The organism is Paracoccus aminovorans (assembly GCF_001546115.1).
GTDB classification, from domain to species: Bacteria; Pseudomonadota; Alphaproteobacteria; order Rhodobacterales; family Rhodobacteraceae; genus Paracoccus; species Paracoccus aminovorans_B.
On record NZ_KQ955209.1, the window covers coordinates 397,663 to 424,229 of the forward strand.

The window sequence follows — 26,567 nt, forward strand, 5'->3', positions numbered from 1 at the left end:
CGGTATTCTTGGGGTTGCCGGCCCTTAAAGACCAAGCAACCCAAGGACATTGTTGGCCCTGAGTCCGGTCAGAAGGGGAAAGATGGCCGAAGGGTTGAACAAGCCTGGCGGCTCCTGCCATGTCGCGCTGGAATGGCCGCAAAAGCAGCCGACGGCACTATGGCCCCGGCCGCGCCGGCTTGCAAGCCGAGGACTGAATCACGCGCCAACCACGCCGATTCCATGCAGAACCCAGGCTCCGCCACCGATCACGGTGATGGACACCAAGGAGCATTTCGGCAATTGGGGATGCAGCGGTGGACCACGGTCGACTTTGTTTCCGATGTAGTTCTTTCCGGCCTGAATTGGCGTGAGGCCGAAAACGGCGCTGAACGATAATGGGGGAAGGAGCGGGACCGGGACCTGCTCTCCGCTGTCGGGCTCGCGTGCTTGCCCCAGCGATAGTCGTGCAGCGCGCAGGCGTGCCGCTCCATGCCACCTCGATCCAGCGACTCAGCCGGGTTCGGCCATGGTTGCCGGCGTGACGGGTTTCGATTCACGTCCCCATACACGCAGCTATCCAGCCCCGCCTCGGCCCGCCAACCCGCCGGATTTCAGGCGCGCGCGGATGCACCAGATATTGCCGCGTGGTCAGGGGACAGATCCCACAAGTTCCTCGACCTTGGCCGCGTTGAACAGGTCCAATGCATGGGCGCGGCCAGCGAAGCCAGCGTCTTGCCGCCGGTGGGCGGCCGCGTGCCCTTCAGCCCGGCACAGAGGGACTCGGTATCGCGAACCAAGATCAGGAACGTGCTCAGGCGCTGAGGATGACCTTCATCGCCTTTTCGCGCGCGGCATTGGCGAAGACGTCATAGGCCTGCAGGATCTCGTCCAGCTTGAAGCGATGCGTCACCAGCTTGCCGGGATCCACCCGTCCCGACCGCAGCGTCTTCAGCAGCATCGGCGTGGTATTGGTGCAGACCAGACCCATGGCGATGTTGATGTTCTTGATCCACAGCTCCTCGATGTGAAGCTGCACCGGCTTGCCGTGCACGCCGACATTGGCGATATTGCCCCCGGCCGAGACGATCTTCTGGCAGATGTCGAAGGTTGCCGGGATACCCACCGCCTCGATCGCGACATCGACGCCCTGCCCGCCGGTCAGCGCCATGACGCTGGCGACCGCATCGCCGTCGCCGACCCGGATCACGTCGGTCGCGCCGAATTGCCGCGCCAGTTCCAGCCGGGCCGCGTCCATGTCGATCATGATGATGCGTTCCGGAGCGTAGAATTGCGCGGTCAGCAGCACCGACATGCCGACAGGACCGGCGCCGACGATGGCGATGGTATCGCCCGGCTTCACGCGGCCGGCCTGAACGCCGATCTCCATGCCGGTGGGCATGATGTCGGACAGCATCACCAGCGCCTCTTCGTCCACCCCTTCGGGAATCGGATAAAGCGAATTGTCGCCATGCGGGATGCGGACGTATTCGGCCTGGGTGCCGTCGATCCTGTGTCCAAGGATCCAGCCGCCATCGGCGCAATGCGCGTAAAGCTGGCGCTTGCAATTGGCGCAGCGCCCGCAGGAGGTGACACAGGAAATCAGCACCGCATCGCCGGGTTTGAAATTGGCGACGGCTTCGCCCACGTCCTCGACGATGCCGACCCCCTCATGGCCCAGCGTGCGACCCGGGGTCACCGCAGGCACGTCGCCCTTGAGGATATGCAGGTCGGTGCCGCAGATCGTGGTTTTCGTCACCCGCACGATCACATCGGTGGGCTTTTGGATGTCGGGCCTTGGTTTCTCGACCCATTCCTTGCGACCAGGACCTTGATAAACCAGAGCTTTCATTTGATGCTCTCCTGCTAGACATGGCTGGAACAAGACTTACCCGGTTTCGCCGCGCCTTGCCTGTCCGATTTTCGGACATTGCCGGGGGCGGCCATGTCGCCATGGCCACCCCCCTTGCGGATCGGGAAGCGACCGCTCAGGCGCGTTCCGGGACCGGCAGCCCCAGCCAGTCCTTGTAGAACGCCTCGATGTCGGGCTCGAAGTCGTGGATCACCGGATACCACGGCGTCGGCGCCTCGACATCCAGCAGGTCGCCCGAGATCGGACAGAAATACTCGCGGATCACCTGCCATTCCGGCGAGGGCGCCATCAGCCGGGGATAAAGCTCCTCCATCTGCGCGGCGGTCTCGCGCACGCGGACACGGGCGTGCAGTTTCCAGTTCTGGTCCCATTCGCAGAAATCGTGCCCGGCCTGGCTGCGAATGATCCATTTCCTGTCGGATTTGCGCTGCACGATATAGAGCTTGGGCCCCAGCGGCAGGATGATCGGGTCGTCCCATTCGACCTGTTCTTGCAGGATCTCCAGATAGATCTGGAAACGTTCCTTGTCCTTGGGGGTCGAAAGCATGGTGTGCAGGGTGTCGCGGTCGATCTTGCCGTCCACCAGGTCTTTGATCTTGGCTTTGGTATAGGCCATCGGTTCCTCCATTGGATGGGCCTTGAAAGGATCGGCTGCGCCCAAGGGGGACGGGCGCAGCCGGGGCACGGTCATTCCTCGACGAATTGCACCGTCTTCACATCGGGAAGCTCGGAGATATCCATCGAGTATTCGCGCCCGTAGGAGGGGATCGGCAGATCCGCTTCCATCAGCCGCCAGTCGGCCGGCAGGTCCCAGAAGCTGCGGAACTGCTGCTCGAAGCGCGGGCCGAGCTTGAACGAGGCGGCAAACATCTGCTGGACATGCACGCCCGCATCCTTGGCCAGGATGCGCTTGCGCTCGTCCGCCATCCAGTCCCGGGTCGGCACCGATTCCTCCAGCCGCTGCTTGCGGATCCGCTTGCGCAGGGCCGTGGTCGCGGCCTGATCGACGCCTTGCAGCCCGTCTCCGGCGGCCGCCAGCACCACGCCATAGACGCTTTCGGCAAAGCGGGGCAGCAGATAGCCGCCGTTCACGTCATCGGCCACCTTCTGCGGCTCGCGGTCCAAGGGATCGCCGAAGCCCGGACCGCCGCGCATGTAGTTCAGGTAAAGGTCATAGTCCTTGAACATGGCCTCGGTGGTGATGGCCTGCTTGTCGCGCTTGATGCGCGCATCGGGCAGCATCGCCTCCCAGACCGGATGCTCGGGGTCGGTGTCGCCGCCATGCGGGATCGCGCCGCCCTCGGCGATGATCTGCTGAAGCCGGGTATCATGCGCCTCGAAGCGATAGCCCGAGGCGGCGGGATACCCGCCCATCAGCCCCCAGTCGGAACTGATATGGCCGTTGCCCATGAAGAACATCGTCCAGTCCTTGGCATTCCAGACCATGCGCAGGCTTTCGAAGCCGCAGCCGCCGCGATACTTGCCGGCGCCGCCGGAACTGGCCTTGATCTGCCGGCCCAGATAGACCAGCGGCTCGGCCAGTTCCCAGATCTCCATGTCGCCCATGTCGCCTTCCGGGTTCCAGACCGCGGCGGCATGGCTGATGCCGTCCATGTGGGCGGTGGCGCCGACGCCGTTCGCCGCGCATTCGAACGAGTTGACGGCATGGATCTCGTCATACTGGTTGAAGCCGCCGCCTTGCAGCCAGTTCGAGGTATTGGCGTTGCCGGCGTTGACCTCTTCCAGGTAGCCGCGGCCGAAATAGGCCCGGCTGAGGCCACGCCACAGCGCCGTCCAGGAACTGACCAGGAAGTGCCAGCTATAGCTGAACGCCACGCGGCGATCGTCGGGGTTCATCCAGGTGCCTTTCGGCAGCCGGAACTCGGTGCCGTAGGCGGCGCCGTCGTTGATCATCTCGGTCGGGATCAGCGATTGCGTCATCATCACCCAGATGCCGCTGGTGAAGCTGACCTGATGGGCGTTGTAGGTGTGCCAGCCCCAGCGGGACGAGCCCTCGAAGTCCAGCCGCCAGGTGCCGTCCGGACGGATGGTGATCTCGGAGGGCGTATGCATGATCGTGTCGACCTTGGCGAAGTCGGAGGGAACCCGCACGTCCTCATGCGCATAGGGCACGTCCACGAAGCCCACTTGCCGGTATTTGCCGGGAATGGTCATCGCCTTGATGCGGGCCTGCAGGCCGACGCGGCCATGCTCGACCGATTCATAGGCGAATTTCCAATAGGCCTCGATGCCCTCGTCCGCGATCACCTCCTCGACCAGCTTGCGGATCATGTGGCAGCCGGCGACGCGGGTGCGTTCGTCCAGCATCCAGTAACGGGTGGTGCGCACCATGCGCTGGCTTTCATGCAGCCAGTCGCGCTTCAGCTCGTCGTTCTCGCCGATCTTGCGGCAGGTGATGGAATAGCCGTCGCCGAAACGCTGCACCTGGCCGGTGGACATCGAGCCCGGCCCGACCGAGCCGGTGTCGATCACATGGGTCACGCCGCCGACCCAGCCGATCAGCTCGCCCTCGTGAAAGATCGGCACGATGGTGTGGATGTCGCAGGGATGGACATTGCCGATCAGGCTGTCGTTGTTGCAGAAGATGTCCTTGTCCTTGATGCCGGGGTTCTGCTCCCAGCCGTTCTCGATCATGTATTTGATCGCCGCGCCCATGGTGCCGACATGGATGATGATGCCGGTCGAGGTCAGGATCGAATCGCCCGCCGCGTTGTAGAGGGTGAAGCACAGCTCGCCCTCCTGCTCGACGATGGGCGAGGCGGCGATCTTCTTGGCGGTCTCGCGCGCGTCCACCACCCCGGCGCGAAGCCGCGAGAACAGCTTGTTGTATTTGATCGGGTCGCTGTCGCGCAGCTCCATCCGCTCCAAGCCGGCATAGTGCCGTGTCCGCTTGGTGGCCTCCATCAGCCGGTCGCGGTGCTGCTTCAGGGTCTCGCCGCCGCGGACGATGCCGCGCGTCTCGACTTTGGATTGCATGTTCATGATGTTTCCTCCCCGGGAAATCAGACTTCTTTCAGGTGGAACAGGCGGTGGCCGTCCAGGAACGTCTCGAAACCGCCCGGCACCACGAAGGTCGTCGCGTCGGATTCGATCACGGCGGGGCCGGTGATGCGGTTGCCGGGCTTCAAGGCTTCCATCCGGTAAAGCTGGGCATCGACCCATTGCTTGTGGCGATAGAACTTGCGCGTGCCGAGCTTGGCCTCCTCGGGCGGGGTCGGGCCGGCCTCGGCTTCCTTCGGGATCTTCGGCTTCGGGATCGGCACCGTGCCGCGCATGATCGCGCCGGTCACCGAATAGCCCAATTCGGGCGAGCGGGCCGAGGCGGCATAGACCCGGCCATAGGTGTCGTTGAAGGCCTCGACCAGGCGGTCCCAATCCCCGGCGGAATGGGCGTGCATGATCGGGCTTTCGATTTCCAGGTCGTTCAGCTGGCCGCGATACTGCATCCGGAAACCCGGCTGCAGTTGCACGCGGTCGGCGGCATAGCCGTTGATCTCGAATTCCTCGAGCACGCGCTCCTTCAGTTCCTCCCAGGCGGCTTGCAGGGTTTCGGCCTGCGCGACCTTCAGGTCGGCCGAGGCATCCTCGGCGATATTGATGTCCAGCGACTTGTCATAGCGATATTCGAAATCCGCCGCCGCGCAGCCGAAGGCGGAAAAGCCCGCCGCCCAGGCCGGCACGATCACGTCCTCGAAGCCCAGCCCCTCGGTATAGCCGTAGGTATGGACCGGACCGGCGCCGCCATAGCTGAAGCAGACGAAGTTGCCCGGCGTCGAGCCCTTGCCCGAGATCATCGAGCGCAGATAGTCGCGCAGGTCGCTGTCCAGCAGTTCGATGACGCCCGCCGCCGCATCCTCGACCGACAGGCCCAGCGGATCGGCGATCTGCTCCTTCATCGCGTTCCAGGCGCGTTCGCGGTCCAGCTTGACCTGCCCGCCCAGGAAATTGTCGGGGTTCAGATAGCCCAGGATGACATGGCAATCCGAGATGGTGACGGTCTCGATCCCCGACTCGGACCAGCAGACGCCGACGCGATAGCCGGCGCTGTCCGGACCCAGCTTGATCGCCTTGGTATAGGGGTCAAGCCGGATGAACGAACCGGCGCCCGCGCCGACCGAATCCATCGCCACCAGCGGCAGCGACAGCACCAGCCGCGCCATGTCGGGGTCGTTGCGGATCGTCAGTTCGTTCTGGGTGATCAGCGCCACGTCGAACGAGGTGCCGCCGATATCCGAACAGGCGATGTTGGAATAGCCCAGCACCTCGCCCAGGTATTTGGCGCCGATCACGCCGCCGATCGGACCCGAGACGATGGTGCGCGCCAGTTCCTTGGCCTTCCACGAGATGGTTCCGCCATGCGTCGCCATCACCCGGAAATCGAATTTCGAGCCGTTCTCCTTGAAGGCCGAGGTGATCTTGCTCAGCGTCTGGCGCGAGGGCTCGGCGGCATAGGCTTCCAGGATCGTGGTATTGGTGCGGTGGGTTTCCTTGCGCACCGGATAATAATCGGTCGAGGCAAAGACCGGGATGTTCTTGCCCGACGCATCCACTTCCTCCTGCACGATATCGCGCACCCGGCGCTCATGGCCCGGGTTGCGATAGCTGTGCAGCAGCGAGATCACGATGCCCTCGACATCCTGGGCGATCAGGTCGCGGGCGGCCTGGCGGGCGGTGTCCTCGCGCAGCGGGATGACCACGGTGCCGGACATGTCCACCCGCTCCATGACGCCGCGCGTCAGGTGGCGCGGCACCAGCGGCTCGTCGTAGTAATGCGTGTTCAGGTGGATGCGGTCCTCATAGGCAAAGCCCAGATAGGCCTGGATGGCGCGGCCCATGCGGTGGAAATCCTCCATCCCGGCATTGACGATCAGGCCGCAACGCAGGCCCTTGCGCTGCACGACGCGGTTCAGCATCGCGGTGCCGGAATAGACGCCGGTCTGGATTTCGGACAGCGCATCCTTCAGCGACAGCCCCCAGTGATCCAGCCCCTCCCTGGCGCTGGCGATCAGGCCGAGCGCCTCGTTCTGCGGCGTCGATTGCGCCTTGCCGACGACGAAATCGCCGTCGCTGTCCACGAAGAACGTGTCGGTCATGGTGCCGCCGGCGTCGATGCCCAGCACCTGCACTTTTCGATTGTTGGATTTGTCCAATGGCACGGTTTGCTCCTCCCATTGCGCCACCTCCCCGTGGCGTAGGGTCAGGATGTCGTGCCGGCCGGGACCCGTGTTGTCCGGTTTTCGGACAGTGCGTCGGACATGCTGCGGACGCAGCGCCGCAGCGCGGAAGGCTCAGCCGCGACGGCTGCGCGGCACGCCGTATTGTTCCAGCTTGAGATACAGCGTCGAGCGCGAGATCCCCAGCCGCCGCGCCGTCTCGGTCATGTTGCCGCCGCATTGCGCCAGGGCATCCAGGATCTCGGCCCGCTCGCGATCGCGCAGGGTGTCGTCGCGCGCCTTGCCCGGCCCCTGCGCGATGGCCTGCGGCAGGTCGGCCACGTCGATCAGCCGGCTGAAGGAGGTGGCCGACAGCGCCTCGATCAGATTGCGCAATTCGCGCAGGTTTCCCGGCCAGCCATGGGTCTGCAGGCGCAGCATGGCGGCGGGGGTAAAGCGCAGGACGCTGCCCTTGCGCCGGTCCGAATACAGGTCCGAGAACCGCCTTGCCAGCGGCTCCAGATCGGCCCGGCGCTCGGCCAAGGCCGGCAGGCGCAGGACGGCGCCGGACAGGCGGAAATGCAGATCCGCCCGCAGCGCGCCGGACGCCAGGCGCTCGGACAGCGGGACCGAGGACAGGCTGATGAACTGCACCGGCACCCCGGATTCGCGGCCCAGATGTGCCAGCGCCTGGGCCAGCAGCGCCTGCACCCCGAGCGGCGTCTCGGCCGGCTCGTCCAGAACCAGCGTGCCGCCGGTTTCGGCCAGCCGGGCCAGCATGCCGCCCGCCGCACCGGCAAGACCGCCCTGCGCTGCGCGCAGGCCCTCGGCATCCAGCAGGCTGCAATCCACCACCTCCAGCGGCAGTTGCGCCAGCGGACCCGCGGCATGCAGCGCGCGGGCCAGGGTTTCCTTGCCGCTGCCGACTGCGCCCTTGATCAGCAGGGGCACCCCGCTTTTCACCAGCTCCAGCGCCTCGGCGCAGATCGCGGCCAGCGCCGGGCCGGTTTCGGCGATGGCGGCAAGCCCGGCCTGCGCCGCGGCCTGGCGCGGACGCTGGCTGGCAAAGGCCAGCATCAGCCCCAGGGCCTCGCCGTTTTCCGAGATCAGGTTCACGTCGGCCTCGGGCAGCGCCTCGCGCATCCGCCCGGCCAGCGCGCGAGGGTCGCTTTCATCGCCCGGGGCGGGGCTGGCGGCAAGCTCATCCAGCACGCGCCCGCCGGCGCTGATGCGCTCTTCGATGCGGGCGAAGTTCTCGCTGGCCCAGACCCGGTTGCCGTAGCGATCCAGAAGCAGCAGTTCCTCGCCGCCGCGCCCGCGCCGCGCCAGCAGGCGGTCGATCAGGATCTGGTGCTCCTGCAGGCCCAGCAGACGCAGCGCCTCCTCGATCTGCATGGCCAGGCTGACCGACAGCGCCGCACCCTGGCGCAGGTTTTCATCCGAAGGCGCCGAGATATCGACCGCGCCCAGGATATGGTTGGTCATGGGGTCGCGAACCGGAGCCGCGGCACAGGACCAGCGCTGGATCTCTTCGCAGAAATGCTCGACCCCGGCGATGCTGACGGGCTGGCCCAGATGCAGCGCGGTGCCGATCGCATTGGTGCCGATGGCGCGCTCGTCCCAGCGCCCGCCCGGATGCAGGTGGTTTTCCGCGCCGCGGGACCGGACATAGGCGTCGCCGGTGGCGTCCAAGACCATGCCCGACCGGTCGCAAAGCAGCAGCATCGCCCCGGCGCCGTCCAGCATGTAGCCCGCCCGCGCCACCGCATCCCGCGCCGCCCGCCGCAGCCGGTCGTTGCGCAGCCGGATGGCGCGCAATTCGTCCTCCGCGACCGAAGGCGCGCGCTTCAGCCCCCTCAGCCCGACGCTGTCCCGTGATCTGACCCAAGACCTGAGCACGATTTCGCGAATGCTTGGGGGCACGCTCCCCAAGGCGCGAAAGCGTTCCCAGTCCTCCTTCTGGATGCTCTCAGCCATGTCCGGCCTCTTGTGAGGTGGGGAATATAAGGCAACCTCGGACCTCTCATGTCAAGAAACGGATCGGAATCGTGCGGTCGCCGGGCAAGCATCATCCCGCCGACCGCCCCTGTATTTCCCCAAGCGCCACAGAGGGCACCGCGGTCATCCAGTCGCCGGGCAACGGCATCGAACAATCCGGCGGCGCACCAGTTTTCAGCACCAGCGGCGCGGTCGTGCCTTTCTCCAGCGCCAGACCGGATCGCATGATCATTGCTCCTATCGCGGCCATGAATCGCCTGCGCTAGCATTGCCCCAGCATCCAGCGCCGCGAGGTGGGCGGCGCCTTCTTCTTGCACAGGTTGCAGCCGCAGCTCGGCAGGTGGCCGCGCTTGACCACGCGCGGCTCGGCAGAGCTCGCCTCGGCGCGGTGCTCGGCCCGGCGCAGCCCGCTCGAAAGCGTGCTGATCAGCGGCAGGGCCGGCAGCACCGCGGCGGGCGCGCCGCAATGCGGACAGGGCGCGCCGGCCAGGCTGGCCTCATAGCTCATGCGCTCGGTGAAAAGGCCGTGTTCGGCGCAGGCGAAATCATAGATCGGCATGGCATGACCCTCACATCAATCCGTCGAGCAGCAGGAAACCCGGCAGCCAGCCGGTCACGATCCCGGCCAGCAGCGTCACCCAGGCGGTGGCGCGCAGGATCGGCCGTCCCAGCGCCAGCAGCAGGAAATACATGAACCAGAGCACGCCCCAGACCAGCCAGTTGCCCGCCAGCCAAAGCTCGGTCGGCGAGCCGGCGGCGGCGAGCGCGCGCAGAAAGACCGGAACCGTGGTGATGGCCACGAACAGGCTGAACCAGCCCAGGCCCCGGCCATCGACCGCAACGACGCGGTTGTGGGCGACCCAGAAATAGGTGGTGCTGAACATCAGCGTCAGCGCCGCCGCCCGGACCGTCTGCAGGTCCGCCCCCGCACCGAAGGCGCCCTGCACCACCACGCCCGCGGCGACCAGGCCCGAGACCAGGTTGATCACCACGATCTCGCGATCCTCGATCCGGCCCATGAGCCACAGCCCGTTGAGAAACAGCACCGCGCCCACGTAGAACAATAGAAAACCAAGCAGCATGGACCTCTCCTCCCTGGTGAAGCCGCGCGCCCCGAAAGCCGGGACGCGGGCGCGTGGCCTCAGCTGGTCTTGGCGACCGGAATGTCCGGGACCGAGCGTTTCGGCCCGTCGCCATTGGGCCGGATGTCGAAGTCGAAGATGCCGGTCGGGATCGCCAGCGTCGCGCAGACATTGGGGATGTCGACGATGCCGGCGATGCGGCCCTCGACCGGGGCGGTGCCCAGGATCATGTAGCCCTGCTCGCCCGAATAGCCGAATTTCTTCAGGTATTCGATGGCGTTGAGGCAGGCCCGGCGATAGGCGACATGGGCGTCGAGATAATATTGCTCGCCCGTGTGCTCGTCGACCGAGATGCCCTCGAAAATCAGGTAGTCGTCGAAATGCGGGTCGATGGGCGAGGGCCGGAAGATCGGGTTGATGACGCCGTATTTCGCCATGCCGCCCTTGATGATCTCGACCTTGATCTCGATCCAGCCGGCCATCTCGATGGCGCCGCAGAAGGTGATCTCGCCGTCGCCCTGGCTGAAATGGATGTCGCCCATCGAAAGCCCGCCGCCCTTTACATAGACGGGGAAATAGACCTTGGAGCCGCGCGACAGGTTCTTGATGTCGCAATTGCCGCCATGTTCGCGCGGCGGCACGGTGCGCCAGGCCTCCTCGGCGGCGCTTTGCGCGGCGCTGCCGGTCATCTGCCCCATCAGCGCGGTCGCGGCATGGGGTGGTGCGGCCAGCGGCGGGACGCGGTTCGGATCGGTGGCGATCAGCGCCGCCTCGCGCCGGTTCGCCTCGGCCAGCAGCTTGTGGTCGGGCAGGCAGCCGATCAGGCCGGGATGGATCAGGCCGGGATAGCGCACGCCTGGGATATGGCGCGAGGTGGTATAGATGCCCTCGAAATCCCAGATCGACTTGGTGGCCTGCGGGTAATGTTCGGTCAGGAAGCCGCCGCCGTTCTCCTTGGCGAAGAGCCCGTTGAAGCCCCAGCGCGACTCGGGCAGCGCGCCGATGTCGAGAATGTCGACCACCAGCAGGTCGCCCGGCTCGGCGCCCTCGAAGCCGAAGGGACCGGACAGGTAATGCACCCGCGTCAGGTCCACGTCGCGGATGTCGTTGGCGCTGTCGTTGTTGCCGATCTGGCCGCCGGTCCAGTCGTAGCATTCGACGCGCAGCACCTCGCCGGGCTTGAAGGTCTCGACCATCGGGATGTCGGGATGCCAGCGGTTGTGCGGCTTTTGCGTGGCCTGTTCGGGGGCCGTGTTGAGATCCACCTTGAATACGGTTTTCGACATGTTCTCCTCCCTCCTTGCGGGCCGGCGGGCAGGCCGGTCCCGCCGCCAGCCTGGGTCGGGCATGTAATCGCCATGCATGCCGCAAGCCGGGGAAATGTAATTTCTTGTAACCGGCGCTTGCGCGGCGCGGGGTTTCGCGGCGCCATGCAGGCAAGGGCAATTCCCAGCCCGGGCAAAGCCCGCTAGGCTGGCGGCGGCGGCCGCAGGAGGAGCGGCCCCGGAGGGAGCGATGAACAGGCACAGCGCCATCGCGGAAGCCGACCTGCCGCCGCGGGACGCAAGCGGCTTTCCCGGCCTGGAGCCCGCGCCGCGCAGCTATCAGTCCTGGGTCGCGGACGAGACCATCGAGGATTACGCGCTGCGCTACGCCCCCGCCAGCCACCGGCGCTGGAGCCCCGCCACCATCACCCATACCGCGCTGGGGGGCATCTCGTTCCTGGCGCTCGAGGCGATCGGGGCGGCGCTGACCCTGTCCTGGGGCGTGCATGTGACGGTGGTGGCGGTGCTGATCGCCTCGGCCTTCATCTTCGTCACCAGCCTGCCCATCGCCTATCACGTGGCGCGCGCCAACGTGGACATGGACCTGCTGACCCGGGGCGCGGGCTTCGGCTATATCGGCTCGGCCATCACCTCGTTGATCTATGCCACCTATACCGTCATCTTCTTTGCGCTCGAGGGGGTGATCATCGGCCAGGCGCTGCTGGTCTGCTTCGGCCTGCCGCTGCCCTTGGGCTATCTGCTGTCGGCCTTGGCGATCCTGCCGGTGGCCTCGCGCGGGATGACCGCGATCTCGCGCTTCCAGGTGGCGACGCAGCTGCCCTGGATCGTGCTGGCCCTGCTGCCCTTTGCCGCCATCGCCTGGGCCGAGCCCGATGCGGCGGCGCGCTGGCTGGCCGCGCCCGGTCCCGCCTTCAGCCTGCTGTCGCTGGGCGGCGCCATCGGCGTGCTCTGCGCCCTGACGCTGCAGATCGGCGAACAGGTGGACTATCTGCGCTTCCTGCCCCCGCGCGAGGCCACAACGCGGCTGCGCTGGTGGGGCGCGCTGATCCTGGCCGGGCCGGGCTGGATCCTGATCGGCGGCGCCAAGGTGCTGATGGGCAGCTTCCTGGTCTGGCTGGCCATCGGCGACGGCATGGCGCCGGAATTCGCGGTCGAGCCCATCGGCATGTTCTGGCACGCCTACGAATACCTGTTCGGGCCGCGCATGGCGCTGCTGGTGGCGACGGCCTATATCCTGCTTGCGCAGGTCAAGATCAACGTCACCAACGCCTATGCCGGCTCGCTGGCGCAGTCGAATTTCTTCCTGCGCGTGGCGCGCTATCATCCCGGGCGGCTGATCTGGCTGCTGATCCATGTCGCGATCAGCTGCGCGCTGATGCTGATGGGGGTGTTTGCCACGCTCGAGGCGGTGCTGGCGATCTATGCCAACCTGGCGCTGGCCTGGCTGGGGGCGATCTTCGCCGACCTGGCGGTGCTGAAGCCGCTGGGGCTGAGCCCGGCGCGGATCGAGTTCCGGCGCGCGCATCTGCCGGATTTCAACCCGGTCGGCTGCGGCGGCATGGCGTTGGGGGCGCTGGCGGGGCTGGCGCTTTACGCCGGCCTTGGCGGGCCGATGGCGCAGGCCTGGTCGGCGCCCATCGCCTTTGCCCTGTCGCTGGTCGCGGCGACCGGCCTGGGCCTGATGCGGCAGGGCCGCGGCTTCATCGCGCGCGAACCGCATGTCTTCCGCCGCCGCAGCCGCTGCGACTGCGCCATCTGCAGCCATGGCTACGAGACGCGCGACATGGCCTATTGCACCTTCTACGAACGGCCGATCTGCTCGCTCTGCTGCAGCCTCGAGCCGCATTGCCGCGACTTCTGCAAGCGCGGCCGCACGCCGGGCGCGGTCGATCCCGCCGCGCCTGCCCTGCGGCTGCACCGCATGCCGCCGCGGCTGGGCCGGCGGACCTGGCAGGTCGCGGCGGTCTTCGCGCTGCTGATGGCCGGGCTCGGGATGCTCTACCTGCTCGCGCGGCACCTGTCGGCCAGCCTGCGCGACATGCAGGTCGTGGCGCATGTCTTCCTGGGCTCGGCACCGCTGCTGGCCCTGCTGGCCTTCTGGGCGGTGATGGCGAACGAGCGCCGCCGCCTGACCGAGGAGGATCTGATCGACGCGCTGCGCCGGCTGGGCTCGACCCAGCGCGAGCTTGCCATCCGCCAGCGCCTTGCCGCGGTGGGCGAGGTCGCGGCCACGATCAGCCACGAACTGCGCAACCCCCTGGGCACCATCACCAGCTCGGTCGAGGTGCTGTCGCGCAGCCCCGGCCTGGGCCCCGATGCCGAAGAGGACGTGCAGCGCATCCGCCGCAACATCGCCCGTTGCAGCCGGATCATCGACATCCTGCTGGATTTCGCCCGCCAGGGCGCGCATGAGACGGTGCCGGTCGATCTGCGCGACTGGCTTTCGGCCCTGGTGGCCGAACATCCGGCCGCGCCCCATGTCACGCTGGAGGTGCCCGAGGGGATGCGCCTGCGCTGCGACCCGGCGCGGCTACAATTCGCCATCCGCAACCTGATCGAGAACGGCTGGCAGGCGGCGGAATCGGTGCCCGGCCGGGTGCCCCGGGTGATCCTGCGCGCCTTTCGCGACGGGGGCCGCAGCATCGTCGAGATCGAGGACAACGGCCCCGGCCTCGCGCCCGAGATCCGCGCCCGCGCCTTCGACCCGCTGGTCACCACCAAGGATTCCGGCGTGGGGCTGGGCCTGTCGCTGGTGCGCCGCGTCGCCGAACTGCATGGCGGCGACGCCTGGATCGCGCGCACCGGCCCCGAGGGCACGGTCATGCGCCTGAGCATTGCCGAGCCGCCATGACCCGGCGGCTGCTGATCCTGGACGACGACAGCGACTTCGCCGTCTCGACCTCGCGCGCGCTGGCGCTCGAGGGCGTGGAATGCCGCATCGCGCCGGACGGGGCCTCGGCCTTTGCGCTCCTCGAGACCGAGCCGGTCGAGGTGGTGCTGATCGACATCCGGCTGCGGCACGAGGACGGGACCGAGCTTGCCGCGCGGCTGCACGCCCGCCATCCCGGCCTGGTCATGGTGATCATGACCGCCTATGCCTCGGTGGACAGCGCCGTCGCCGCGCTGAAGGCGGGCGCCTACGACTATCTGCGCAAGCCCTTCTTCCTGGACGAGCTGATGGGGGCGCTGGAGCGCTGTTTCCAGCTGGTCGAGCTGCGCGCGGCCAAGGCGCGGGCCGAGCGCGAACTGGCGCTGATGCGCCAGATCGAGGCGACCTCGCAGCTGGCCGCCGGCCTGTCGCATGATTTCAAGAACATGCTGGCCGTCATCCGGGCCAATCTGGCGGTGATCGCCGAACGGCTGCCGGCGCAGGACGGGCTGAAACCCTATGCCGGCGATGCGCTGGACGCCGCCGTGACGGCGGGCGATCTGGTCACCCGGCTGATGGGCTTCGCCCGCCAGCCGGCCCTGTCGCCCGAGCCCAGGGACCTGCGCCTGCCGGTCCGGACCACCGCCTCCATGCTGGCGCGCACGCTTTGCGCCGGGATGCGGATCGAATGCGACCTGCCCGACCACCCGCTGCTGGCGCCGGTCGATGCGGGCCAGATCGGCACCGCGCTGGTCAACCTGCTGATCAACGCGCGCGATGCGACCGAGGGCCGGGGCCGGGCGCGGATCGCGCTGCGCCATGTCTGGCGCGGCGGCGATTACGCGCGGCTGACGGTCGAGGACGACGGGCCGGGCTTCGACGCCGGCGGGCTCGACCATGCGCTAGAGCCGCTTTTCACCACCAAGCCCGAGGGGACCGGGCTGGGCCTGTCGATGATCCAGCAGCTGGCGCTGGTCAGCGGCGGCGATTTCCGCATCGGCAATGCCGAGACCGGCGGCGCGCGGGCGGTGCTGGACCTGCCCTGCCTGCGCCCCGGCCCCGCGCCGGATCAGGGCTCGGGCGAGAACATGTAGCCGGCGCCGCGGATGGTGCGGATCCGGCGCGGCTCGGGTCCGACATCGCCGATCTTGCGGCGGATCTTGCCGATCATCACGTCGACCGAGCGGTCATAGGGCGCCCAGTTGCGGCTGACGGTCAGGTCCAGCAGCTGGTCCCGGCTCAGCACCCGGCCGGGCCGCTGCGCCAGCACGCTGAGCAGGTTGAACTCCTGCGTGGTCAGGTTCTGCACCCTGCCCTGCACGTCCCGCAGCACGCGGGCGTCAAGATCCAGCAGCCAGCCATCGAAGCCGATCCGGCGCACCGTGCCGTCCCGCGACTGGCTCGCGGCTGCGGGCAGGCGGCGCAGGATGGCGCGGATGCGGGCCAGAAGCTCGCGCGGCTCGAAGGGCTTGACCAGGAAGTCGTCGGCGCCGATCTCCAGCCCGACGATGCGGTCCAGCGCCTCCTGCCGGGCCGAGAGAAACAGGATGCCGATGTCGCGCTGCTTCTTCAGCTCGCGGGCCAGGGCATAGCCGTCCTCGCGCCCCGGCAGGCCGACATCCAGCACCACCAAGTCGAATCCCCTGTCCGACAACGCCCGCCGCATCGCCGCCCCGTCATGCGCCGCCTCGACCAGGTAGCCCTGTTCGGCGAAATAGCGGCACAGGAAAGCACTGAGCTTGCGGTCATCCTCGACGAAGAGAATGCGCTGCGGCGGTTCCGTCTCGGGCGTCTGGACCGGCGCGCCGGTCGGGCTGGGCATCATGGCGGGGCATTCCGTCGGACATGGATGCGGCTGGTTCAAGCGTCGGGAGTTCTGGAGATTTCCTGAACATAGCCGAGCAAAATCGGCCTTCATAGCCCCTCGCAGAGCCGTTTGAGCCTCCGCCCGTTCAGCCGGCCCGACTTCGCCGGGTCGTCCTGCCTTCGCACCGTCTGGCAGGCAGCTGCTCATCCACCGGCAGGCCCAGCCGCGACCGCGCACTCGACGCCTGTGCCGCCTTCTGGCCTAACGATCCGGCAGCGGGATGAATTCGTCGCGGTCGGTCGGCGGCAGGTCGAACAGCCCCTGCCCCCAGTCGGCCGCGCGCCATTCCGCCTTGGCATGCTCGATGCGCTCGCGCGACGAGGCCACGAAATTCCACCAGATATAGCGCGGCCCGTTCATCGTCGCGCCGCCCAGCGCCAGCAGCCGTGCGCCCGCGGGTCCGGCGGCGACGGTGATGCGGTCGCCGGGACGGAACACCATCATCCGCCCGGCCTCGAACTCCTGCCCGGCGATGCGGACCGAGCCTTCGGTGATGTAAAGCCCGCGGTCCTCGTGATCGTCCGGCAGCGGGAAGCGCGCGCCGGGTTGCAGCACCACGTCCAGATAGAAGGTGTCCGAATACAGCGTCACCGGCGCCCGCTCGCCATAGGCATGGCCCAGGATCAGCCTGGCCTCGACGCCCTCGGCCTCGATTCGGGGCAGCGTGTCCTTGCCGTGATGCTCGAAGGACGGGTCCATGTCCTCGCGGTCCTCGGGCAGCGCGATCCAGGTCTGGATGCCGTAAAGGCTGTGCGGACCGGACCGCCCTTCGGCCGAGGTGCGCTCGGAATGGCTGACGCCCTTGCCCGCCACCATCCAGTTCACCGCGCCGGGCAGGATCACCTGGTCGCTGCCGATGCTGTCGCGGTGGTGGAAATCGCCGCGATACAGATAGGTGACGGTGCCCAGCCCGATATGCGGATGCGGGCGGATGTCGATGCCCTGCCCGGTCAGGAACTCGGCCGGACCGGCCTGGTCGAAAAAGATGAACGGCCCGACCATCTGGCGGCGCGGCGCGGGCAGCGCGCGGCGCACCTCGAAACCGCCCAGGTCGCGCGAACGCGGCACGATCAGGGTCTCGATCTCGTCGATGCCGATCGCATCGGGGCAACCTGGCTCAAGCGCGGGGTTCCAGCTCATCTCGGCTCTCCTCGTGGTGACATGGCCCAACGCGGCGCGGGCCATGCCGGGTCCATCACGCCGCCTGCGACGTCAGCCCCAGCAGACGCAAGGCCAGCGCCACCTGCTCCTCGACCGGCAGCGCCATGTCCACGACGACGCCGTCCTCGTCCGGGCCCAGCATCTCCAGCGTCGCAAGCTGCGAATCGAGCAGCTTGGCCGGAAAGAAATGCCCCTCGCGATGCGCCAGCCGCTCTTCCAGGATGGCCCGCGTGCCATGCACGTGCAGGAACCGCACCCGGGGCGCGCCGCTGCGCAGGATGTCGCGATAGCTGCGCTTCAGCGCCGAACAGCCCATGACCGAGCTTTCTCCCGCCGCCTCGTTGCGGGCGAACTCCGCCGCCAGCGCCTGCAGCCAGGGCGCGCGGTCCGCGTCGGTCAGGGGGGTTCCGGCCGCCATCTTCTCGACATTGGCGCGCGGGTGAAAGCTGTCGCCCTCGATGAAGCGCCAGCCCAGCACTTCGGCCAGCGCGCCGCCGGTGGTGCTTTTCCCGCTGCCGGACACGCCCATGACGACGATATGCATCGGCGCGCTCACAGCAGCCACCAGCCCAGCAGGGCAAAGCCGAAGGCGATGCCGCCGAGCAGCGTCTCCATCACCGTCCAGGTCTTCAGCGTGGTCTTTTCGTCCATGTTCAGAAAGCGCCCGACCAGCCAGAAGCCCGAATCGTTGAAATGGCTCAGCACGGTCGCGCCGCCGGCAATGGCGATGACCAGGAAGCAGCGGTCCAGCTCGGACAGGCCGGTGGTCGCGGCGACGGTGGGCGCGATCAGCCCGGCGGTGGTGGTCAGCGCCACCGTGGCCGAGCCCTGCGCCACCCGCAGCGCGGTCGCGATCACGAAGGCCGCGACGATCAGCGGCATGCCGACGCTGTCGAGGCTGCCGGCCAGGGCCTGGCCGATGCCGCTGGCACGCAAGACGCCGCCGAACATGCCGCCGGCGCCGGTCACCAGGATGATGGCGCAGATCGGACCCAGGGCGCCGTCCATCAGCTTCTCGACCTCGGCCGCGCTGCGGCCCTTGCCCAGCAGCGCCATGGCGGCGATGACGGTAATCAGCAGCGCGACCGGGGTCTGGCCGACCAGCCGCAGCACCGTGACCCAGCCCGCATCGGCGTCGATCGCACCCATGGTCGCCAGCGTGTTCAGCCCGGTGTTCAGGAAGATCAGCGCCAGCGGCAGCAGCAGCACGAACAGCACCGTGCCGAAACTGGGCGGCCGGCGGTCGTGCTTTTCCTCGGTCGCGCCCAGGATCTGGGGCACCGGCAGCACGAAGCGGTGCCCGGCCCATTTGCTGAACAGATAGCTGCCCAGGAACCAGGTCGGGATCGCCACCACCAGCCCGACGACCAGCAAAAGCCCGATATCGGCGCCCAGCAGGTCGCCGGCCGCGACCGGGCCGGGATGCGGCGGCACCAAGGCATGCATGACCGCGAAGGCCCCGGCCGCCGGCAGCGCGTAAAGCAGCACCGAGCCGCCGAAGCGCAGCGCCACGCTGAAGATGATCGGCAGCATCACCACCAGCCCGGCGTCGAAGAAGATCGGAAAGCCGAACAGCAGCGAGGCCACGCCCAGGGCCAGCGGCGCGCGCTCGGCGCCGAACTGGTTGATCAGCCGGTCGGCCAGCACCTGCGCGCCGCCGGTGACCTCCAGCAGCCGGCCGATCATGGCGCCGAAGCCCACGAGCAGCGCCACCGTCGCCAGCGTCGAGCCGAAGCCCTCGAGCAGCGTCGGAATGACCTTGCCCATCGGGATGCCGGCGATCATGGCGGTAATCAGGCTGACCAGCACCAGCGCCACGAAGGCATGCAGCCGGAAGCGCATGATCAGAACCAGCAGCAGCAGGACCGCGCCCGCCGCGATCATGAGCAGCACCGGGGTGCCATAGACGGGTTCAACCGCGTTCATCAAATCTCCTCCCAAGCAAAATCCCTTGCGTCACCGCGCCGGCCAGCCGGCATGTTAGCGGTAACGTTCGCCGCAATACGCGATGCGAGGCGAAAAGTTAATATGTTTTTGTCTCCTGCCCGCTCGTCTCCTGCGCGGTGGTCAGGGCGCCATGGATCAGCCGCATCTCGTCCGACAGCGCCAGCTCCAGCGCCGCGCCCTCGGGGTCCAGCGCGCCGGGGTCTTCCTGCCCGTCCGGCATGATCTCGCGATCCTCCAGCCATTCCAGCAGCGCCGCGCGCAAGCCCGGCGGCGACAGCGCCAGAAGCTGCGCCAGCAGCCGGCGATGCGCGATCAGCCGGCCTTCGAGCGCATCGAGCCGGGCGTCGAGCCTGTCCATCCGCGTTCCCTCCCTGATTGCAGGGCCATCATGGCATGGAAGCGGCGCCCGGCAAAGCGGCTCAGCGCGGGGTCAGGCTGCCGCCCTCGATCCGGCGCAGCGACACATCCAGCCGCGCCTCGGCGGCGGCGATCTCGGCCAGCGCCTGGCGGGTATAGCGCATATGCGCCTCGGCCGCGGCCGAGGCCGCCAGCGGGTCGCGCGCCATCACGCCGTCATGGATGGCGCGGTGCTGGCGCCGCAGCACCTCGCGCACCTCGGGCCGGGCATAGAGCGTGTCGCGGTTGTGGAACACGCCGCGACGCAGCATGCCCGACAGCGCCCGCATGATCTGCAGCAGCACGACATTGTGGCTGGCCTCGTAAAGCGCGACATGCAGATCGACGTCCGCCTCGGCCTCGGCGTGCGGGTCGGCGGCATCGTGGGCGGCCTCGATGCGCCGCATGCAGCCGGCCAGGGTCTCGCGGTCCAGGTCGCTGGCGCGGCGCGCGGCCAGGCCCGCCGCCATGCCCTCCAGCGTGGCGCGCAGTTCCAGGTAATCCTCGACCACCTCGGCGCGCGAGGCCATCAGCGCCACCAGCGGATCGGTGAAGCTGGTCGCAAGCGGCGCCACCCGCCGCCCGCCGCCGGCCTCCGCGACCAAGAGGCCGCGCTGCTCCAGCAGCTTCAGCCCCTGGCGCAGCGTCGGGCGCGAGACCTTGAGCCGCAGCGCCAGTTCGCGCTCGGCCAGCAGCGGATCGCCCGGCCGCAGCGAGCCTTCGAGGATCAGGTCCTCGATATGGCGCGCCGTAGCCTCGGCCGCCGTCCGGTTCTCGTCGCCCATGCCGCGCCCCCTGCCCCGGCCCCGCGCCGGCAGGACAAACTAGCCGCGGCATCGGCCGCGGTGCAATCGGTTTTCCCGATTGACGGCGCTGGTCAATTGATTTTACCACGAACCGGCGACGACCCGGAGCCAGACCCATGACCGCACCCGTCCACACCGCGCGCGCCGCCCTGCTGGAGCGGCTGCGCCAGATCGTCGGGCCGGCGCATGTGCTGACCGCGGCCCGCGCCACACGCCGCTTCACCCGCGGCTTCCGCTATGGCGGCGGGCCGGTCGCCTGCGTGGTGCGCCCGGGCTCGCTGGTCGAGATGTGGCGCGTGCTCAACGCCGCCGTCGCCGCCGGCCGGGCGGTGATCCTGCAGGCCGCGAATACCGGGCTGACCGGCGGCTCGACCCCCTGGGGCGACGATTACGACCGCGAGATCGTGCTGATCTCGGTCATGCGGCTGAAGGGCATCCACCTGATCGACGGTGGCGCGCAGGTGCTGTGCCTGCCCGGCGCCACGCTCGACGCGCTGGAAAAGCGCCTGCGCCCGCTGGGACGCGAGCCGCATTCGGTCATCGGCTCCAGCTGCATCGGCGCCTCGGTGCTGGGCGGCATCTGCAACAATTCCGGCGGCGCCCTGATCCAGCGCGGCCCGGCCTATACCGAACTGACGCTTTATGCCGAGGTGCGCGCCGACGGCTCGGTCGCGCTGGTCAACCACCTGGGCCTCGACCTGGGCGACACGCCGGAACAGATCCTGTCCCGCGTCGAATCGGGCGACCTGCCCCGGCCCGCGCCGACCGAGGCCTGGGCCTCGGACCGCGACTATGCCGAGCATGTCCGCGACATCGCGGCCCCGACCCCGGCCCGCTTCAACGCCGATCCGCGCCGGTTGCGCGAAAGCGCCGGCTGCGCCGGCAAGCTCGCGGTCTTTGCCGTGCGGCTGGATACATTCGCGGCCGAGACGGACAGCGCCGTCTTCTATATCGGCAGCAACGACCCGGGCGAGCTGACCGCGCTGCGCCGCCACATGCTGGCGCATTTCGCCAACCTGCCGATCGCCGGCGAATACATCCACCGCGATGCCTATGATATCGCGGCGAAATACGGCAAGGACACCTTCCTGTTCATCCGCCATGCCGGCACCGACCGCATGCCCGCGCTTTTCGCCGCCAAGGCGCGGATCGACGCGCTGACCGAGCGGCTGGGCCTGGGCAGCACGCTGTCGGACCGGCTGGCGCAGGGCATCGCGGCGCTGATGCCGCAGCACCTGCCGGCGCGGATGAACCACTTTCGCGACCGCTACGAGCATCACCTGCTCTTGCGCATGGGCGGCGCCGGCATCGCCGAGGCGCGCGACCATCTTGGCGCGGTCTTCCCCTCGGCCAGCGGCGCCATGTTCGAATGCACGGCCGACGAGGGCCGGGCCGCCTTCCTGCACCGTTTCGCCGTGGCCGGCGCCGCGGTGCGCTACCGCGCCATCCATGCCCGCGAGGTCGAGGATATCGTGGCGCTGGACATCGCCCTGCCCCGCAACAGCCGCGACTGGCTGGAACGGCTGCCGCCCGAACTGGACGCGAAGCTCGCCAGGAAGCTGTATTACGGGCATTTCTTCTGCCACGTCTTCCACCAGGATTACGCGGTGAAGAAGGGCGAGGACTGCCTGGCGGTCGAGCATGCGATGTGGCGGCTGCTGGACGCGCGCGGCGCCGAATACCCGGCCGAACACAATGTCGGCCATCTCTACCGGGCCAAGCCTGCGCTCGCGGATTTCTATCGCCGGCTCGACCCGACGAACAGCCTGAACCCGGGCCTGGGCCAGACCGCGAAATGCGCGCATTGGCAGTCGACGGAAGCGTGATTCCCGACGGCACGCGCGCGGCCGGGGGCGCTGCCCCCGGACCCCCGGGATATTTGGACAAGAAAGAAAGGCACGGCGCAGTGCTAGCGTTTGTTCTGGTTATGTTCTAATATTGAAGGCCAGCCAGAGAGGAATCGCCATGTTCATGGACAAGTCGCAGCCCCTTCCGCAGGCCGGTCCCGCGCACAAGATCTTCTTCGCCGCCGTGCCGCCCGAGCCGGTGGCGGCGCGCATGGCCGAGGTCTGGCGTCTTGGCGGCTTTTCCGCGCCCTTGCGGCACCGGGTGCTGCACATGACCATCCAGATGGTCGCCGAGGCCGAGATCGTCGATGCGGCGCTGGCCGGGTTCCTGAACCGGCCGATGCAGGATTTCCGCTTTCCCGCCTTCGACATCACCTTCGACCGCATCGCCAATTTCGGCAACCGCGCGGCGCGGCGCCGGCCGCTGGTCTTTACCACCCGGGGCCAGGAGGCGACGCCGAACGCGCTGGCCCGTGCCATCCGCCGCCGCTTTGCGCCCTCCGGCTGGCCCTTGCCGGCAATGTATGTCACCCCCCATGTCACCGCCGCCTATGGCCGGGCGCTGCCGGAATCGCTGCGGCTGGTGCCGCCGATCCATTGGCATGTCGACGAATTGGTGCTGATCGACAGCCTGCAGGGCCTGACCACGCACCTGCCCCTGGGCCGCTGGCGGCTGGACGAGGCCTGAGCGGCTCACGGCCCCAGCACGCGCACCTTGGCGATGCGGCCGTCGCAGCGGCGCACGGCAATGCGCAGCCGCTCGATCAGATGCGTCTCGACATAGCTGGCGTGAAACCGGCTAGGAGCGAACAGCGTCAGGCAATCGCCGGCGACGCCCGCCTCGGCCAGGCCGGCGAACCAGGCGTCGAACAGCGCGCGGTCCTCTTCGGCGAGCCGCGCCCGGGCCTCGCCCCAGAGGCTGCCGGGCTCGACCGGCAGGGCGGGCTCGGCGCGGTGCAGCGGCACGACATTGCTGGCGGAAGGCGCGCTCTCGCCGCCGATGCGAGCGACGAAATCGGGACCGATATTGGCCCATTCCGGCTTGGTGTCCAGCAGGATGCGGTCGAGGTTCAGCCCCAGCACCGAGACGCGGCCGCGCGCGCCCTGCTGCTTGATCTCGAGCCAGCCGAGGGCGCGCAGCTTGGCCATTTCGCGTTTCACCGTGCGTTCGTCGACGCACCACAGCCGGGCGATCTCGCGCTGGCCGATGGTCAGCTCGTCGCGCTGCCAGTTGTAGCGGGTGGTGATGAGGGCCATCAGGCGCAGGATCAGCCGCTGGCGATGCTTGTCGCCGGCGAGCCCATGCGCCATCATCGCGCTGAGCAAATCATATTTCTTGGCCGCGGCCTCCCGACCGACGGCGCGGATCACCTGCATGGATCGTCCTGTCCCCGGCTGGCGCCGGATGCCTTCATTCACTGCTCGAAGAGGCCCCGCCTTTTGACGGTGACCCCGGGATGGCGTCGACGATCTGCTGCCGTCTGAAACGCTTTTCGCCATCTGGAGCTCATTTGCGTCCTGTTTCCCGATTCTGTCAAGCGCTTTGCCGGCAGAGCGATATTGCAGCCCCGATCATCAAAGAAAAAACGGTATCAACGGTATAGGGGGACTCGCTGGGCGTCCCCTTATATGGGGCTTTTGTCCCCCAATCGGGCGGCGAAGCGGACGATGTGTCCCCCTTTTCGTCCGCGGGATCGGCGTGCTGCGCGGCGCCGGAGGCTTGGGCGATTCGGCCGGCAGGGGCTGGAAATCGCGGGTTTTCCGAGCTTTGACGCTTTCAGTTAAAACGACTTTTGCCAAAAGCGCAAATCCGGCGTAAAAGCGGATTGGAACGAAATCTGCGTCCTAATAAATACAGGCATCCTATGTATACGCATGAAGACCTCGCCAAGCTGCAGGCGCAATCGCTGAAGATGCAGGGCTGGATCCGGCGCCAGACCTTCAGCCCGGCCAATGAGAAGACCCTGCGGCGGTTCTCGAGCTGGGAGGTGGCCGAGCTGATCTTTCGCATCAACCAGTCGACCTTTCGCGGCAAGCTAGCTGCGGACCCGAACCTTCCCCTCGGGGAAGTCGAGGAGGACGGCCGCCAGCGCTGGTTCTCGCTTGACGAGATCAACGAGCTGCGCCGGCGGGTGCGGATCAACCGCAAGACGCTGATGCCCTATCGCCCGGAGGGCAAGCGCGCCTTTCGCGCCGCCATCGCCAACTTCAAGGGCGGCGCCGGCAAGTCCACGGTGGCGCTGCATTTCGCCCATGCCGCGGCGCTGGACGGCTATCGCGTGCTGCTGGTGGACTTCGACCCGCAGGCGACGCTGAGCCATTCCATGGGCCTGACCGACGTCGGCGAGGACCACACCGTCTGGGGCATCATGGCCCGCGACCTGGAGCGCGAGACGGACCGCATGAACAATGCCGCCGCCGGCGCCGAGTCGGGGACCGCCCTGCCCCGCCGCAAGCTGCCGACCTCGATCCGCGCCATGGGCCTGGGCAGCCTGCGCCCGGCCGATTTCATCAAGCCGACCGCCTGGTCCACCATCGACATCATCCCCAGCTGCGCCAATGCCGCCTTCGTCGAGTTCGCCAGCGCGCAATACCGGCACCTGAATCCGGAATGGACCTTCTTCGGCGCGGTGTCGCGCTTCCTGGATAGCCTGGCGGACGATGCCTATGACCTGATCCTGTTCGATTGCCCGCCGGCCATCGGTTACCAGTCGATGAACGCGGTCTTTGCCGCCGACATGCTCTATATCCCCTCGGGGCCCGGCTATTGGGAATACGACTCAACCACCAGCTTCATCGGCCAGTTGTCCGAGGCGCTGGAGGACCTGGCGCATGGCTTCGACAACTTCCCCACGGGGAAGATCAAGCTGCCCAAGGCCTTTGCCGACATCCGTTTCCTGATGACGCGCTATGAGCCCTCGAACGAGCTGCACCAGGCGATGTTCGGCGCCTTCAAGCAGGTGTTCGGCGAGCATATGGCCGAGCATCCGATCGAGCTGACCCGGGCGGTGGAGCAGTCGGGCCGCTTCCTGTCCTCGATCTACGAGATCGACTATCGCGAGATGACGCGCGGCACCTGGCGCCGGGCGCGCGCCACCTTCGACCAGGCCTATGAGGAATTCCGGACGCGCCTGGTCGCGGCCTGGGACAAGCTGGAGGGTGAGGCATGAGCCGCAAGCGTCGCGTCTTTGAAATCGACATGCCGGACGAGCCGGCGGCGGAACCGCCCGCCGACTTCCCCGCGGGGAAGGATGAGCGCGAGCAGCGCCGCGGTCCGATGGCGACCGCGATCAACGAAACCGCCGAGTCGACGCGCGACCGTGCCCGGCTGGAGGCGCAGATCCGGGCCGAGAACGACGCCCTGGCGCAGGAGCATGTGCGGCTGAAACGCGCCGGGCTGATCACCGACATGATCCCGCTGGACGCGATCGACACCCGCAAGCTGATCCGCGACCGCGCGCCGGGTGCCGATTACGAGCTGGCCGAACTGGTCGAGTCGATCCGCGACATCGGGTTGTCGAACCCGATCCGGGTCGAGCCGGCGGGCGACGGCCGCTATGAGCTGATCCAGGGCTGGCGCCGGCTGTCGGCCTATCGCCAGCTGCTGGAGGAGACCGGCGATGCCGAGGCCTGGGGCCGGATCCCGGCCGGGATCGCGGCGCGGGGCGACGAGCTGGAGAGCCTCTATCGCCGCATGGTCGACGAGAACCTGGTGCGCAAGGACATCTCGTTTGCCGAGATGGCGCAGCTGGCCCTGCATTACGCCATGGACCCGATGACCGAGGAGCACGACCCGGAAAAGGCGGTGGCGATCCTGTTCAAGTCGGCCGGCTATCAGAAGCGCAGCTATATCCGCAGCTTCATCCGGCTGATGGAAAGCCTGGGCGAGACGCTGATGTATGCGCCCGAGATCCCGCGCGCGCTGGGGCTGGCGCTGTCGCAGCGGCTGGACGAGGTGCCGGGCACGGCGGCGGCGATCCGGGCCGAGCTGAAGGACTGGGACACGCGCAGCATCAAGGACGAGCTGGAGATCCTGCGCCGCTATGCGGGGCAGGGCGGCGACGAGGATGCGGCCAAGCCCGCGCCGCGCGCCCATGCCCCGACCGTCCCCGCGGGGAAGGCGCGCACCACCTTCCAGATCGAGCGGCCGCAGGGCAGCGCGAAATGCACCGCCGCAAACGGCCGGCTGGAGATCCGGCTGCCGCGCGACTTCACCGCCGTGGACCGGCGGCGGCTGGAGGCGGCAGTGCGCGCCATGTTGGAGAGCCTCGACTAGCCATGC

Annotated in this window: 22 protein-coding genes; 7 read left to right on the top strand and 15 right to left on the bottom strand. The window is 68.0% G+C overall.

The features are described 5' to 3' along the window. Positions 1 to 793 precede the first annotated feature (793 nt). From ASV56_RS13835 to ASV56_RS13855, 5 genes are all read right to left on the bottom strand, one after another. Positions 794 to 1,831 carry a zinc-dependent alcohol dehydrogenase family protein gene (locus ASV56_RS13835; protein WP_062562641.1) on the bottom strand — a complete coding sequence of 346 codons (1,038 nt, stop codon included), beginning with the start codon at positions 1,829 to 1,831 and terminating at the stop codon, positions 794 to 796. Between the two features lie 136 nt (positions 1,832 to 1,967). Continuing rightward, positions 1,968 to 2,468 carry an acetone carboxylase subunit gamma gene (locus tag ASV56_RS13840; protein ID WP_026155474.1) on the bottom strand — a complete coding sequence of 167 codons (501 nt, stop codon included), beginning with the start codon at positions 2,466 to 2,468 and terminating at the stop codon, positions 1,968 to 1,970. A 71-nt stretch (positions 2,469 to 2,539) separates the two neighbouring features. Next, positions 2,540 to 4,855, bottom strand: a complete 2,316-nt coding sequence (locus ASV56_RS13845; protein WP_062562642.1) for a hydantoinase B/oxoprolinase family protein — start codon at positions 4,853 to 4,855, stop codon at positions 2,540 to 2,542. 20 nt (positions 4,856 to 4,875) lie between these two features. Next, positions 4,876 to 7,023, bottom strand: coding sequence for a hydantoinase/oxoprolinase family protein (locus ASV56_RS13850; protein WP_062562643.1), 2,148 nt, complete (start codon positions 7,021 to 7,023; stop codon positions 4,876 to 4,878). A gap of 138 nt (positions 7,024 to 7,161) precedes the next feature. Beyond that, complete coding sequence (locus ASV56_RS13855; RefSeq protein ID WP_062562644.1) at positions 7,162 to 9,003, bottom strand: sigma-54-dependent Fis family transcriptional regulator; 1,842 nt, start codon at positions 9,001 to 9,003, stop codon at positions 7,162 to 7,164. Between the two features lie 71 nt (positions 9,004 to 9,074). On the opposite strand from ASV56_RS13855, the gene ASV56_RS23975 reads away from it, so the two are divergent. Further along, on the top strand, positions 9,075 to 9,290 hold the full coding sequence (locus ASV56_RS23975; RefSeq protein WP_172823775.1) for a hypothetical protein: 216 nt from the start codon (positions 9,075 to 9,077) through the stop codon (positions 9,288 to 9,290). Here ASV56_RS23975 and ASV56_RS13860 read toward each other — a convergent pair. Genes ASV56_RS13860 through fmdA form a run of 3 tightly spaced genes read right to left on the bottom strand, consistent with a single transcriptional unit; the run spans position 9,287 to position 11,392 of the window. Further along, positions 9,287 to 9,583, bottom strand: coding sequence for a zinc ribbon domain-containing protein (locus ASV56_RS13860; protein ID WP_062562645.1), 297 nt, complete (start codon positions 9,581 to 9,583; stop codon positions 9,287 to 9,289). The genes ASV56_RS23975 and ASV56_RS13860 overlap by 4 nt on opposite strands. A gap of 10 nt (positions 9,584 to 9,593) precedes the next feature. Further along, positions 9,594 to 10,106, bottom strand: a complete 513-nt coding sequence (locus ASV56_RS13865; RefSeq protein WP_062562646.1) for an AmiS/UreI family transporter — start codon at positions 10,104 to 10,106, stop codon at positions 9,594 to 9,596. Between the two features lie 59 nt (positions 10,107 to 10,165). Beyond that, positions 10,166 to 11,392 carry a formamidase gene (gene fmdA / locus ASV56_RS13870; RefSeq protein WP_062562647.1) on the bottom strand — a complete coding sequence of 409 codons (1,227 nt, stop codon included), beginning with the start codon at positions 11,390 to 11,392 and terminating at the stop codon, positions 10,166 to 10,168. Positions 11,393 to 11,621: 229 nt separating this feature from the next. Here fmdA and ASV56_RS13875 point away from each other — a divergent pair, with 229 nt between their 5' ends. Beyond that, entirely contained in the window at positions 11,622 to 14,243 is a 2,622-nt protein-coding gene (locus ASV56_RS13875; protein WP_062562648.1) for an ATP-binding protein, read from the top strand. Next, positions 14,240 to 15,355, top strand: a complete 1,116-nt coding sequence (locus tag ASV56_RS13880; protein WP_062562649.1) for a sensor histidine kinase — start codon at positions 14,240 to 14,242, stop codon at positions 15,353 to 15,355. Before ASV56_RS13875 ends, ASV56_RS13880 begins: the two co-directional genes overlap by 4 nt. On the opposite strand, the gene ASV56_RS13885 is transcribed toward ASV56_RS13880, so the two are convergent. The 6 genes from ASV56_RS13885 to ASV56_RS13910 form a co-directional block, all read right to left on the bottom strand. After that, positions 15,331 to 16,086 carry a winged helix-turn-helix domain-containing protein gene (locus ASV56_RS13885; protein ID WP_216635391.1) on the bottom strand — a complete coding sequence of 252 codons (756 nt, stop codon included), beginning with the start codon at positions 16,084 to 16,086 and terminating at the stop codon, positions 15,331 to 15,333. The two genes, ASV56_RS13880 and ASV56_RS13885, sit on opposite strands and share 25 nt — an antisense overlap. Positions 16,087 to 16,329: 243 nt before the next feature. Beyond that, the gene (locus ASV56_RS13890; protein WP_062562650.1) at positions 16,330 to 17,268 is read right to left on the bottom strand and encodes a pirin family protein; all 939 of its coding nucleotides are present in this window, start codon (positions 17,266 to 17,268) and stop codon (positions 16,330 to 16,332) included. A gap of 55 nt (positions 17,269 to 17,323) precedes the next feature. Beyond that, complete coding sequence (locus ASV56_RS13895) at positions 17,324 to 17,845, bottom strand: gluconokinase (RefSeq protein WP_437435922.1); 522 nt, start codon at positions 17,843 to 17,845, stop codon at positions 17,324 to 17,326. After that, positions 17,842 to 19,215: a GntP family permease gene (locus tag ASV56_RS13900; RefSeq protein WP_062562651.1), complete on the bottom strand. Its 1,374-nt coding sequence runs from the start codon at positions 19,213 to 19,215 to the stop codon at positions 17,842 to 17,844. The genes ASV56_RS13895 and ASV56_RS13900 overlap by 4 nt, the downstream gene beginning before the upstream one ends. Positions 19,216 to 19,312: 97 nt before the next feature. Further along, on the bottom strand, positions 19,313 to 19,594 hold the full coding sequence (locus ASV56_RS13905) for a hypothetical protein (protein WP_062562652.1): 282 nt from the start codon (positions 19,592 to 19,594) through the stop codon (positions 19,313 to 19,315). Between the two features lie 61 nt (positions 19,595 to 19,655). Further along, positions 19,656 to 20,417, bottom strand: coding sequence for an FCD domain-containing protein (locus tag ASV56_RS13910; protein ID WP_062562653.1), 762 nt, complete (start codon positions 20,415 to 20,417; stop codon positions 19,656 to 19,658). Positions 20,418 to 20,554: 137 nt separating this feature from the next. Here ASV56_RS13910 and dld point away from each other — a divergent pair, with 137 nt between their 5' ends. Both dld and ASV56_RS13920 read left to right on the top strand, forming a co-directional pair. Further along, positions 20,555 to 22,264 carry a D-lactate dehydrogenase gene (dld, locus tag ASV56_RS13915; RefSeq protein WP_062562654.1) on the top strand — a complete coding sequence of 570 codons (1,710 nt, stop codon included), beginning with the start codon at positions 20,555 to 20,557 and terminating at the stop codon, positions 22,262 to 22,264. 139 nt (positions 22,265 to 22,403) lie between these two features. Next, a complete protein-coding gene (locus ASV56_RS13920; protein ID WP_062562655.1) occupies positions 22,404 to 22,973 on the top strand; it encodes a 2'-5' RNA ligase family protein in 570 nt (189 codons plus the stop codon). A 5-nt stretch (positions 22,974 to 22,978) separates the two neighbouring features. Here ASV56_RS13920 and ASV56_RS13925 read toward each other — a convergent pair whose 3' ends face one another. Further along, on the bottom strand, positions 22,979 to 23,662 hold the full coding sequence (locus tag ASV56_RS13925) for a DnaA N-terminal domain-containing protein (protein WP_062562656.1): 684 nt from the start codon (positions 23,660 to 23,662) through the stop codon (positions 22,979 to 22,981). A gap of 488 nt (positions 23,663 to 24,150) precedes the next feature. Here ASV56_RS13925 and ASV56_RS13930 point away from each other — a divergent pair, with 488 nt between their 5' ends. Together ASV56_RS13930 and ASV56_RS13935 are read left to right on the top strand one after the other, a co-directional pair. After that, positions 24,151 to 25,455, top strand: a complete 1,305-nt coding sequence (locus ASV56_RS13930) for an AAA family ATPase (protein ID WP_062562657.1) — start codon at positions 24,151 to 24,153, stop codon at positions 25,453 to 25,455. Further along, positions 25,452 to 26,561 (top strand): ParB/RepB/Spo0J family partition protein, encoded by a 1,110-nt coding sequence (locus ASV56_RS13935; RefSeq protein ID WP_062562658.1) that lies wholly within the window; start codon positions 25,452 to 25,454, stop codon positions 26,559 to 26,561. Before ASV56_RS13930 ends, ASV56_RS13935 begins: the two co-directional genes overlap by 4 nt. The last annotated feature ends 6 nt before the right edge of the window (positions 26,562 to 26,567 follow it).

Bases quoted from the DNA above. Each gene is read 5' to 3' on its own strand.
- ASV56_RS13835 (WP_062562641.1), bottom strand. From the start codon at position 1,831: ATGAAAGCTCTGGTTTATCAAGGTCCTGGTCGCAAGGAATGGGTCGAG.
- ASV56_RS13840 (WP_026155474.1), bottom strand. From the start codon at position 2,468: ATGGCCTATACCAAAGCCAAGATCAAAGACCTGGTGGACGGCAAGATC.
- ASV56_RS13845 (WP_062562642.1), bottom strand. From the start codon at position 4,855: ATGAACATGCAATCCAAAGTCGAGACGCGCGGCATCGTCCGCGGCGGC.
- ASV56_RS13855 (WP_062562644.1), bottom strand. From the start codon at position 9,003: ATGGCTGAGAGCATCCAGAAGGAGGACTGGGAACGCTTTCGCGCCTTG.
- ASV56_RS13860 (WP_062562645.1), bottom strand. From the start codon at position 9,583: ATGCCGATCTATGATTTCGCCTGCGCCGAACACGGCCTTTTCACCGAG.
- ASV56_RS13865 (WP_062562646.1), bottom strand. From the start codon at position 10,106: ATGCTGCTTGGTTTTCTATTGTTCTACGTGGGCGCGGTGCTGTTTCTC.
- fmdA (WP_062562647.1), bottom strand. From the start codon at position 11,392: ATGTCGAAAACCGTATTCAAGGTGGATCTCAACACGGCCCCCGAACAG.
- ASV56_RS13875 (WP_062562648.1), top strand. From the start codon at position 11,622: ATGAACAGGCACAGCGCCATCGCGGAAGCCGACCTGCCGCCGCGGGAC.
- ASV56_RS13880 (WP_062562649.1), top strand. From the start codon at position 14,240: ATGACCCGGCGGCTGCTGATCCTGGACGACGACAGCGACTTCGCCGTC.
- ASV56_RS13885 (WP_216635391.1), bottom strand. From the start codon at position 16,086: ATGATGCCCAGCCCGACCGGCGCGCCGGTCCAGACGCCCGAGACGGAA.
- ASV56_RS13890 (WP_062562650.1), bottom strand. From the start codon at position 17,268: ATGAGCTGGAACCCCGCGCTTGAGCCAGGTTGCCCCGATGCGATCGGC.
- ASV56_RS13900 (WP_062562651.1), bottom strand. From the start codon at position 19,215: ATGAACGCGGTTGAACCCGTCTATGGCACCCCGGTGCTGCTCATGATC.
- ASV56_RS13905 (WP_062562652.1), bottom strand. From the start codon at position 19,594: ATGGACAGGCTCGACGCCCGGCTCGATGCGCTCGAAGGCCGGCTGATC.
- ASV56_RS13910 (WP_062562653.1), bottom strand. From the start codon at position 20,417: ATGGGCGACGAGAACCGGACGGCGGCCGAGGCTACGGCGCGCCATATC.
- dld (WP_062562654.1), top strand. From the start codon at position 20,555: ATGACCGCACCCGTCCACACCGCGCGCGCCGCCCTGCTGGAGCGGCTG.
- ASV56_RS13920 (WP_062562655.1), top strand. From the start codon at position 22,404: ATGTTCATGGACAAGTCGCAGCCCCTTCCGCAGGCCGGTCCCGCGCAC.
- ASV56_RS13925 (WP_062562656.1), bottom strand. From the start codon at position 23,662: ATGCAGGTGATCCGCGCCGTCGGTCGGGAGGCCGCGGCCAAGAAATAT.
- ASV56_RS13930 (WP_062562657.1), top strand. From the start codon at position 24,151: ATGTATACGCATGAAGACCTCGCCAAGCTGCAGGCGCAATCGCTGAAG.
- ASV56_RS13935 (WP_062562658.1), top strand. From the start codon at position 25,452: ATGAGCCGCAAGCGTCGCGTCTTTGAAATCGACATGCCGGACGAGCCG.